Below are 10,687 nucleotides of genomic sequence, written 5' to 3' on the forward strand. Positions count from 1 at the left end.
GGCATTGCGACAAAAGACATTTACCGCTACCTTAACCACACTCTATTAATGCCCTGAGGCGGAGCTTCGCCCCTTTGAAATACCTTGCTTCCGTTCATTCAACCCTAAAAGTTTCACGCTACCTGTTCAGAGCGTTGGCGCTCGTTATCTGGTGTCTGATTGCGTTCGCCTCCGTGTTCTACATTGTGAATGCGCTGCATCAGCGAGAGTCTGAGATCCATCAGGAGCTTAATCTCAGCTCCGATCAGGCCCAGCGCTACATTCAGCGCACATCTGATGTCATTAAAGAACTGAAATATATTGCCGAGAATCGCTTAACGGCAGAAAACGGCGTGATGTCGCTGCGGGCGCGAGATGATAAAACCGTCGTGCCAAATTTTGAGCCGTTGTTTGCCGACTCCGACTGTTCTGTCATGGGCAACGCCTGGCGAGGTTCTCTGGAATCACTGGCATGGTTTATGCGCTACTGGCGCGACAACTTTTCCGCCGCCTATGATTTAAATCGAGTGTTCCTGATTGGCAGCGACAACCTCTGTATGGCCAATTTCGGCTTGCGTGATATGCCTGTCGAACGTGACGAGGCCCTGAAGGCGTTGCATGAGCGCATTATTAAGTATCGCAATGCTACGCAAGATGAAAACGGCAACAATTTGTTCTGGATCAGCCAGGGGCCGCGTCCGGGAGTAGGGTATTTCTATGCGCTGACGCCGGTTTACCTCGCCAATCGCCTCCAGGCGCTGTTGGGCGTAGAGCAGCCTATTCGTATGGAGAATTTCTTCACGCCGGGCAGTTTACCGATGGGCGTGACCATCCTCGACGAAAATGGGCATGCGCTGATTTCGCTCACTGGCCCTGAAGGGAATATTAAGGCTGAGCCCCACTGGATGCAGGAACGCTCCTGGTTTGGTTACACGCCGGGTTTCCGCGAGCTGGTATTGAAGAAGAATCTGCCTCCGTCCTCCCTGAGCATCGTTTATTCCGTTCCGGTCGATCTGGTGCTGGAGCGGATCCGCATGATGATCCTGAACGCTATCTTGTTGAACGTGCTGGTTGGCGCGGCATTGTTTATGCTCACGCGCATGTATGAACGGCGCATTTTTATTCCAGCGGAAAGCGATGCTCAGCGGCTGGAAGAACATGAGCAGTTTAACCGTAAAATCGTAGCTTCTGCGCCGGTGGGTATTTGTATTCTGCGCACGATGGATGGGATTAACATCCTGAGTAACGAACTGGCGCACACCTATCTGAACATGCTGACGCATGAAGACCGTCAGCGGTTAACGCAAATTATTTGCGGCCAACAGGTCAATTTTGTTGATGTACTGACCAGCAACAATACCAATCTGCAAATCAGCTTTGTGCACTCGCGCTATCGCAATGAAAACGTGGCAATTTGTGTCCTGGTTGATGTCAGTGCGCGCGTTAAAATGGAAGAGTCGTTGCAGGAGATGGCGCAGGCGGCGGAACAGGCTAGTCAGTCCAAATCGATGTTCCTTGCGACGGTGAGCCATGAGCTACGTACACCGTTGTATGGCATTATCGGAAACCTTGATTTGTTGCAAACCAAAGAGTTACCGAGTGGGGTGGATCGTCTGGTAACGGCGATGAATAACTCTTCCAGCCTGCTGCTGAAAATTATCAGCGATATTCTCGACTTCTCAAAAATTGAATCTGAACAGCTGAAGATTGAGCCGCGAGAGTTTTCACCGCGTGAAGTCATGAACCATATTACGGCTAACTATTTGCCGCTGGTGGTCCGCAAGCAGTTGGGGTTGTACTGCTTTATCGACCCGGATGTGCCCGTGGCGCTGAATGGCGATCCGATGCGTTTACAACAGGTGATTTCTAATCTGCTGAGTAACGCAATCAAGTTTACCGATACCGGTTGTATTGTGCTGCACGTGCAGTGCAGCGGCGACTACCTGAGCATTCGAGTGCGTGATACCGGTGTAGGGATCCCTGCCAAAGAGGTGGTTCGGTTGTTCGATCCTTTCTTCCAGGTGGGGACTGGCGTACAGCGTAATTTCCAGGGAACGGGACTCGGTTTGGCGATTTGTGAAAAACTGATCAGCATGATGGATGGGGATATTTCCGTCGATTCCGAGCCGGGAATGGGGAGTCGGTTTACGCTGCGTATTCCGCTTTATGGCGCACAGTATCCGCTGAAAAAGGGGGTAGAAGGATTGGCTGGCACGCGTTGCTGGCTGGCAGTACGCAATGCGTCACTGTACCAATTTCTCGAATCCAGCCTGACGCGTAACGGGATGACGGTGCTGCGATATGAGGGACAACAGCCCGATGCGGATGACCTGCTGGTGGCTGACGATGTGCTGGAACAGGCCTGGCAAGGACGGGCAGCGGTAATTTTCTGCCGCCGCCATATTGGCATTCCGCTGGAAAGAGAGCCTGGAGAATGGGTACACAGCGTGGCGTCACCGCACGAGCTGCCTGCGCTGTTGGCGCATATCTATAGCGTAGAGCTGGGGAGTGAAGATCTCTCCACGGCGCTGCCAGCCCCGGATAAAGCAGGTGCGACGAACGATGACATGATGATCCTGGTTGTTGACGATCACCCTATCAACCGGCGCTTACTGGCCGATCAGCTGGGATCGTTGGGATATCAGTGTAAAACGGCGAATGATGGTGTGGATGCGCTCAATGTACTCAGCAAAAACCATATCGATATCGTGCTGAGTGACGTCAACATGCCAAACATGGATGGTTATCGCCTGACGCAGCGTATCCGCCAGCTAGGGTTGACGCTGCCTGTTGTGGGGGTAACGGCAAACGCGCTTGCCGAAGAGAAGCAGCGTTGTCTGGAATCAGGTATGGATAGCTGTCTGTCCAAGCCGGTGACCTTAGACGTATTGAAGCAAACGCTGGCGGTCTATGCGGAAAGAGTGAGAAAAACGCGGGGATAGGGGATAAAAGCGCCGGATGGCGGCGTTAGTCTTACCTGGCCTACGAAACGTGCACGATGCTGTGTGTTCGTAGGCCTGATAAACGCAGCGCCATCAGGCATTTTGACGTGATAAAGAATTATTCTTTGTCTGACGGACTCAGCGTCACGGAGGAGAGGTAATTCAGCAGTGCGATATCGTTTTCCACACCGAGCTTCATCATTGCCGATTTTTTCTGGCTACTGATGGTTTTAATGCTGCGGTTGAGCTTTTTGGCGATCTCAGTAACCAGGAAACCTTCGGCAAACAAGCGCAGAACTTCACTCTCTTTCGGTGACAGACGTTTGTCGCCATAGCCGCTGGCGCTGATTTTCTCCAGCAGACGAGACACGCTTTCCGGGGTAAATTTCTTACCTTTCTGCAGCGCGGCCAGCGCTTTTGGCAGGTCGGTTGGCGCGCCTTGCTTCAGTACGATCCCTTCGATATCGAGATCCAGTACCGCGCTCAGGATAGCCGGATTGTTGTTCATGGTCAGAACGATAATCGACAGGCTCGGGAAATGACGCTTGATATATTTAATTAACGTGATCCCATCACCGTATTTATCTCCCGGCATGGAGAGGTCGGTAATCAACACATGCGCATCCAACTTAGGCAAATTGTTGATCAGTGCAGTGGAGTCTTCAAATTCGCCGACAACATTTACCCACTCGATTTGCTCAAGTGATTTACGAATACCGAACAGTACAATCGGGTGGTCATCGGCAATAATTACGTTCATAGTGTTCATGTATTGGGCTACCTTGCTACAGCAAGCTCTTGACGTAAACGTCAATGTCGCTGATGTATTTTTCTATACCTGGAGCATCTTTCTCTTGAATAAGATGTTCCAGCGCTTCACATAACTGCTTGCCGGGTACCAGATTAAGCATGGCAAACACGCCTTTCAGGCGATGGGCCGTTTGGGCTAATGCAGCGAAATCGCTGATAGCCGCCTCAGTATACAACCTCTTAACATCATCCGGTACTGTGTCTACAAAGAGTGCGTAGTAACCACTGGCATGAAGTTCGGCGTTTTCATCTCCGCCGAGGGGGAGTTCCTGGAACTCTTCTTGTGCCAGCTGCTCTTCAATCAGCTCAAGGACAGCTTCCTGCATAGCATTGCTCATATTAAAGTTGACGCGCAGCTGACCGGGGCCAATTTTCCGTACGCCAGACTCATCATCGCTCAAAAGCAAGCCCGAGGCAGTAAGATTAGACGGATTATCCGTTAAAAAGAGATCATATTCTTGACTATTCAACCGTTCATCAGGCGTGATGCAGGTTGCCCCCCAGTTTTCCAGCTGACGTAATACAATGCTCCGTACGTCATTTGAGGTGACATCAACCATTACGCAGACGTCATCCAACAGGCGCTCTTCACTATCAGCATGTTGATCGTGCAGCGGCATTTTAACATGGACGATGTAACGTGTTCCAAGTTCTTCCCGTGCTTTAATATTCAGGTGTCCGCCAAGCTTGCGGGCTAACTGATCGCACAGCCAGAACGTCAGCGGGTTGGCTTTGCCATACCGATCGCCCTGCGTGTCATTAATGAATGGGAAATGGAGATTATCAACTTCATTTAATGTGACGCCTTCCCCGGTATCCAGAATGCGGAAGGTCAGGCGTTCGGCCTCTGACTCATCCTGGTCGACTTCCAGCGTGATTTTACCAATCTGCGTGGTGGTTACCGCATATTGGATCAACAGCAGCAAAATACGGCGCAAGGCATCGCGATCGCCACGGCGTTCGTCATGGGCGCTTAAGTGATTTTTAATCAGCAGTTGCAGCCCTTTACGCTTAATGGCCGGCAGAACCTCCGGAACCACGTCGTCAATTAATGCCTGCACGGAAAACAGTGTGGATTCACCTTTCCAGGCATCGTTCTCCAGCAGGTTGGCTAGCTGGATTTCGTCCACCATGCGCACCAGAACGTCGGCCTGATTGGCCAGTTTCTGGCTGTCTGGTGTATTGAGCGCGGCGGCATTCGCAGCCAGCGTTTTCGCGGGGTCTTTCAGCGCGCTGCCAATATTCTGCATAAAGGCCGCGCGGGCCTGCTGGTTTTTCTCATACAGCCGCTGTGCTTGTTTCAGTTTCTTATTGACCAGCACCTCGCGGTCCTGGTCACGAATGATAAAGATCTGCGTTCTCGGGGAGATCTGGCTGCGAAACAGTCTGATTTCATACAGTTCATTATTGATGGTGGCCTGAATCACTCCCTGATGCTGCTCTGCCATATTGGTAATGTTTTGCAGATTTAAATGCGGCAGCAGGTGGTCGGCAATTTTATTGCTGATAACTGTGCGGTTTGCTTCCTGATCGTGTACCAGTAATCCCAGCGGCAGAAGGGAAACAATCTCTTCATTGATTGCGCGCAGAACACGCAGCTCATTATTTGCCGCAAGGTTTGGCGCCACTTCAGTCGAACGGGCAGGGAGGTGGCGAAAGGTGGTATAACCAAACAGCGCCAGGGCCAGCAATGCGATGTTCAATAACAGCGGCAGCAGAATGTTTTGCAGCGTATCCAGCAGCAAGGAGCCAAATGGAACTTGCCATACCAGTCGCATATCCGTTGAATTCAGCGCTGAAGAGATTTCAATCTTGCCATTGTTGAAGCTGATACTGACGCTGTCTGGTGACTCTTTTTCAGTAATATGCTCGGTTGTTGAGGTGGCATCAGGTTCCAGATGGAAACTGTCCAACGGCATCCCAGGAGGGATCAGGTCATTAATGGGAAGGTCAAAGGCGACAACGGTGGCCAAATGCCCCGGTTGATTAAAGGTCGTGCGTAGCGTGAAGTAATGTCCGTTCTGCCAGACCTGGCGGCGCAAAGAAGAGAAGCTTTCACGCTCATCCAGCGCATTAGCCTGTTGCAGCATTTCAGCGCGTCGGGAATCGACAATATTCCCAATCGTCGATTCTTTAAAACCGGAGGTAAGATCTTTCAGTGGTAACGTCGAGATGAGGATCAGGCTGTTATCCTGACCATTCAGGTAATACATTGACCACGGGACATTCTCCGCGCCCCACAGCGTATCCAGATACGTTGAAATGCGCTGGGTCATTTCCAGTGTAGAACTGTCATGCGAGCCGAAAATCAGCGCTTCAGTCTTTCTGCGGGGTTTCTCAAGATAATAGATATCTTGTTTCAGACGCGTTTCCTGTAGCCCATCTGCGCCTGGTGAACTGGTTGTAGCGGCAATATTGTCATAGATTTGCCAGGTCACGTATCGCCAGGTATCGACCCTTTTATGAATGGCATGGGTAATATCGACAATCTGATAACTCTTATCCTTTAGCCAGGTGTTGACGGCGCTCTGGACCATAACACCCATCATCACCAACAGCACAACGATCAGTAATAAGAAGAAACGGGTAATACTTCCTGGTAACAGGGAGAATCGGGTGGAAACCGTTGTGTCAGACTGACTCATTCGTGTTTATGACCTGTTAAACGACGCGAAAGATGAAAGGGCAGTATAAAGGGTAATGTATGAATTACCACACTTACACCGCGCCGCCTGGCCTGCATTCTTTGCGCCTGATTTTGTTGCAGTCATGGCGGTGCAAAGGTGTACAGTGGATAAAGGTGGGTACAAATATTCGTACGGAATGTATACATTTAGCATTAAATAACAAGAAATTATTTATCAAACTTATATCTGATCGTGACGCCCGAGATAGTTAATAGTCGTTATAGTTTTTCATCGGTAGCACAGAAAGGTAAGTTTTGTGTAAAGAAGGGTAAAAAAAAACCGAACGCTGAGCATTCGGCTGAAATAGGGGTAAACAGACATTCATAAATGAATGACGGTAATAAATAAAGTTAATGATGATAGCGGGTCTATTTTAGTTGCGAGTGAAGATTTTGTTTTGTCATTCAGTGCTATAAGATATTTTTGTGCAATGCATTGATTTTAAAGAGAATTGAAATGATTCTTGATTATTTGTGCTTATTTCGACTGTTTTTTGATTTTAAAAAAGTTCCCTTGCATTAACATTTAGAAACATCTATACCGATAAATGAAACACCTTAAAAGTTTTAGTATCATATTCGTGTTGGATTATTCTGTGTTTTTGCGGAGAATGAAGTTGCCGACTGGTTAATGACCTTAATCAGTATGCAGTGGCATAAAAAAGCAATAAAGGCATATAACAGAGGGTTAATAACATGAAAGTTAAAGTACTGTCCCTCCTGGTACCAGCACTGCTGGTAGCAGGCGCAGCGAATGCGGCTGAAATTTATAACAAAGACGGCAACAAATTAGATCTGTACGGTAAAGTCGACGGTCTGCACTATTTCTCCGACAACAAAGGTGATGATGGTGACAAGACTTACATGCGTATCGGCTTCAAAGGCGAAACTCAGGTTAACGACCAACTGACCGGTTACGGCCAGTGGGAATACCAGATTCAGGGTAATGCGGCTGAAAGTGAAAACAACGCCTGGACGCGTGTGGCGTTTGCGGGTCTGAAATTCGCTGACGTAGGTTCTTTCGACTACGGTCGTAACTACGGCGTAGTTTACGACGTAACGTCCTGGACCGACGTCCTGCCAGAATTCGGCGGCGATACTTACGGTGCTGACAACTTCATGCAGCAGCGTGGTAACGGCTTCGCGACCTACCGTAACACCGACTTCTTCGGTTTGGTTGATGGCCTGAACTTTGCCATTCAGTATCAGGGTAAAAACGGTAGCGTAAGCGGCGAAGACGAGAACGGCAGAACGTTCACTGGCGTGACCAACAACGGTCGTGACGCGCTGCGTCAAAACGGCGACGGCGTTGGCGGATCTATCACTTATGATATCGGTGAAGGCTTCGCACTGGGTACTGCTGTCACCAGCTCCAAACGTACTGACGAGCAGAACCGTTTGAACTTCGGTACTGGCGACCGTGCTGAAACCTACACTGGTGGTCTGAAATACGACGCGAACAACGTGTACCTGGCAGCACAGTACACCCAGACCTACAACGCAACGCGTGCGGGCTCCCTGGGCTGGGCTAACAAAGCACAGAACTTCGAAGCCGTTGCTCAGTACCAGTTCGACTTCGGTCTGCGTCCGTCCGTGGCTTACCTGCAGTCCAAAGGTAAAGACCTGGGCCGCGGCTATGGCGACGAAGATATCCTGAAATATGTTGATGTTGGCGCGACCTACTACTTCAACAAAAACATGTCCACCTATGTTGATTACAAAATCAACCTGCTGGATGACAACCAGTTCACTCGTGATGCTGGCATCAGCACCGATGACATCGTAGCACTGGGTCTGGTTTACCAGTTCTAATCTACATTATGTCTATCAAAGGCCCTGCGGGGCCTTTTTTAATGCCGTTTTTTCGCCGTACAAACAACGATTTTTGGTGTACTCTTGCGCCCGTTCGCATGAGGATAATTACGTATGGAAATGAATTTTTATCGCGCAGCACTGCTGGCTGTGACGATCTTTTTTGTCGGGTGCGATGAGGCCCCGAAACCTGCTCAGACCACAATTCCTGCCACGGTTCTGGAAGGTAAAACGATGGGCACTTTCTGGCGGGTCAGTGTGGTAGGCGTAGATGCCAAACGCGCCAGGGAACTGCAGGCCAAGATCCAGACTCAGCTTGATGCCGATGATCAACTGCTCTCCACCTATAAAAACGATTCTGCGTTAATGCGCTTTAACCTGTCGAAAAGCCTGTCGCCGTGGCCGGTTAACGACGCCATGGCGGATATCGTGACTTCGGCGCTACGCATTGGTGCAAAAACCGATGGGGCCATGGATATCACCGTGGGGCCGTTAGTCAACCTGTGGGGCTTTGGCCCGGATCAGCAGCCGTTGCATATTCCCACCCAAGCGCAAATTGACGCTGCAAAAGCGCAAACCGGGCTTTCTCATCTGAAAGTTGTGAATGAAGCGCATCAGAACTACCTGCAAAAAGACTTGCCGGATCTGTATGTTGATCTCTCGACCGTTGGTGAAGGGTATGCCGCCGATCATCTGGCTCGATTGATGGAGCAAGAGGGGATCTCCCGTTATCTGGTTTCCGTTGGTGGTGCGCTGAACAGCAGGGGAATGAATGCTGAAGGGCATCCGTGGCGAGTGGCAATCCAGAAACCCACCGATCGTGAAAACGCGGTGCAGGCGATTGTCGACATTAACGGGCACGGCATTAGCACCTCCGGCAGCTACCGGAATTATTATGAGCTGGACGGTAAGCGCCTTTCCCATGTTATCGATCCACAAACCGGTCGCCCGATCGAACATAATCTGGTGTCCGTAACGGTGATTGCGCCAACGGCGCTGGAAGCCGATGGCTGGGATACCGGATTGATGGTGCTCGGCCCGGAAAAGGCCAAAGAAGTCGTGCGTCGTGAAGGGCTGGCGGTCTATATGATTGTGAAAGAGGGTGAGGGGTTTAAAACCTGGATGTCGCCGCAGTTTAATAGCTTTCTGGTCAGCGAAAAAAATTAAAAAGCAAGATTGCGGGTTTTTATGCCCGACGATGGGGACACACTGAGGCTAAGCGCTATGCTTAACAAAGGAGTCCGAAATGAAAAATCGTTTACGCATCACTGACGATGACCGTTGGCAGTCCGTTGTGGATCGCGACGTTAACGCCGACGGTCAGTTTGTTTTTGCCGTCCAGACCACCGGTGTTTTCTGCCGTCCGTCCTGTCGGGCAAAACATGCGCTGCGCAAAAATGTCCGTTTTTTCGCCGATGCCCAGCAGGCACAGGATGCCGGGTTTCGCCCCTGTAAGCGCTGCCAGCCGGATAAAGACAGCGCGCAACAGCATCGGCTGGATAAAATTGCCCGCGCCTGTCAGTTGTTGGAGCAAGAGTCACCTCTTACGTTGGACGAGCTGGCACAGCAGGTGGCAATGAGCCCGTATCACTTGCATCGTCTGTTCAAAGCCACGACGGGCATGACCCCGAAAGTGTGGCAACAATCATGGCGTGCTCGCCGTCTGCGCGATGCCCTGGCGAAAGGTGTTTCGGTTACAGAGGCGATTCTCAACGCCGGATTCCCCGACAGCAGCAGCTACTACCGCAAAGCCGATCAAGCATTAGGCATGACGGCAAAGCAATTTCGTAAAGGTGGCGACAACGTTTCTGTACGCTATACCCTCGCAGATTGCGCTCTGGGCCGTTGTCTGGTGGCGGAAAGCGAGCGGGGTATCTGCGCGATCTTGCTTGGCGATGATGACGCTACGTTGGTTGCGGATCTTCATGCGCTGTTTCCCGCCGCGCAGGATGTTCCTGCAGATGCCAATTTTCAGCAGCGCGTGCGTGAAGTGATCGTCGCGATCAACTCGCGTGACGCGTCGCTATCGCTACCCCTGGATATTCGGGGAACAGCCTTTCAGCAGCAGGTGTGGCAGGCGCTGTGCGCAATTCCGTGCGGTGAAACAGTGAGTTACCAACAGTTGGCCAGCGCCATCGGCAAACCGAAGGCGGTGCGCGCGGTGGCCAGTGCCTGTGGGGCCAACAAACTGGCGATTGTTATCCCGTGTCACCGGGTGATCCGTGGCGATGGCGCACTTTCGGGCTACCGATGGGGTATTGCGCGCAAGGCGCAGTTACTGCAACGGGAAACTACTGGCGAGGAAACATAATGCTCGATCTCTTTGCGGATGCTAAACCCTGGCAGGAACCGCTGGCGTCAGGTGCGGTTATTCTGCGACGTTTCGCTTTTGACTCTGCGCCCTCTTTACTGCAGGCGATAGCGGCTGTCGCCAGACAGTCGCCGTTTCGCCAGATGG

6 protein-coding genes and 1 pseudogene are annotated in these 10,687 nt (G+C 51.0%); 5 read left to right on the forward strand and 2 right to left on the reverse strand.

The annotated features are described in order from the left end of the window. The first annotated feature begins 74 nt into the window (after positions 1 to 74). Positions 75 to 2,921 (forward strand): two-component system sensor histidine kinase RcsC, encoded by a 2,847-nt coding sequence (gene rcsC, locus FDW94_RS09105; RefSeq protein WP_137377468.1) that lies wholly within the window; start codon positions 75 to 77, stop codon positions 2,919 to 2,921. A gap of 118 nt (positions 2,922 to 3,039) precedes the next feature. On the opposite strand, the gene rcsB is transcribed toward rcsC, so the two are convergent. Continuing rightward, positions 3,040 to 3,690 (reverse strand): response regulator transcription factor RcsB, encoded by a 651-nt coding sequence (rcsB, locus tag FDW94_RS09110; protein WP_003027592.1) that lies wholly within the window; start codon positions 3,688 to 3,690, stop codon positions 3,040 to 3,042. A 16-nt stretch (positions 3,691 to 3,706) separates the two neighbouring features. After that, on the reverse strand, positions 3,707 to 6,376 hold the full coding sequence (gene rcsD, locus FDW94_RS09115) for a phosphotransferase RcsD (protein WP_137377469.1): 2,670 nt from the start codon (positions 6,374 to 6,376) through the stop codon (positions 3,707 to 3,709). Positions 6,377 to 7,113: 737 nt separating this feature from the next. Between rcsD and FDW94_RS09120 the strand changes: the two genes are divergently transcribed. The 4 genes and pseudogenes from FDW94_RS09120 to FDW94_RS24010 all read left to right on the forward strand — a co-directional run. Further along, positions 7,114 to 8,229, forward strand: coding sequence for a porin OmpC (locus FDW94_RS09120; RefSeq protein WP_048215883.1), 1,116 nt, complete (start codon positions 7,114 to 7,116; stop codon positions 8,227 to 8,229). A gap of 114 nt (positions 8,230 to 8,343) precedes the next feature. Next, on the forward strand, positions 8,344 to 9,396 hold the full coding sequence (gene apbE / locus FDW94_RS09130) for an FAD:protein FMN transferase ApbE (RefSeq protein WP_079934557.1): 1,053 nt from the start codon (positions 8,344 to 8,346) through the stop codon (positions 9,394 to 9,396). Between the two features lie 79 nt (positions 9,397 to 9,475). Then, positions 9,476 to 10,540, forward strand: a complete 1,065-nt coding sequence (ada, locus tag FDW94_RS09135; RefSeq protein WP_137377470.1) for a bifunctional DNA-binding transcriptional regulator/O6-methylguanine-DNA methyltransferase Ada — start codon at positions 9,476 to 9,478, stop codon at positions 10,538 to 10,540. Further along, positions 10,540 to 10,687, forward strand: a pseudogene (locus FDW94_RS24010) (DNA oxidative demethylase AlkB); the annotation flags it as partial. The gene ada and the pseudogene FDW94_RS24010, both read left to right, overlap by 1 nt.

The sequence above is a fragment of the Citrobacter sp. wls757 genome, assembly GCF_005280935.1.
Taxonomy (GTDB): Bacteria; Pseudomonadota; Gammaproteobacteria; order Enterobacterales; family Enterobacteriaceae; genus Citrobacter; species Citrobacter portucalensis.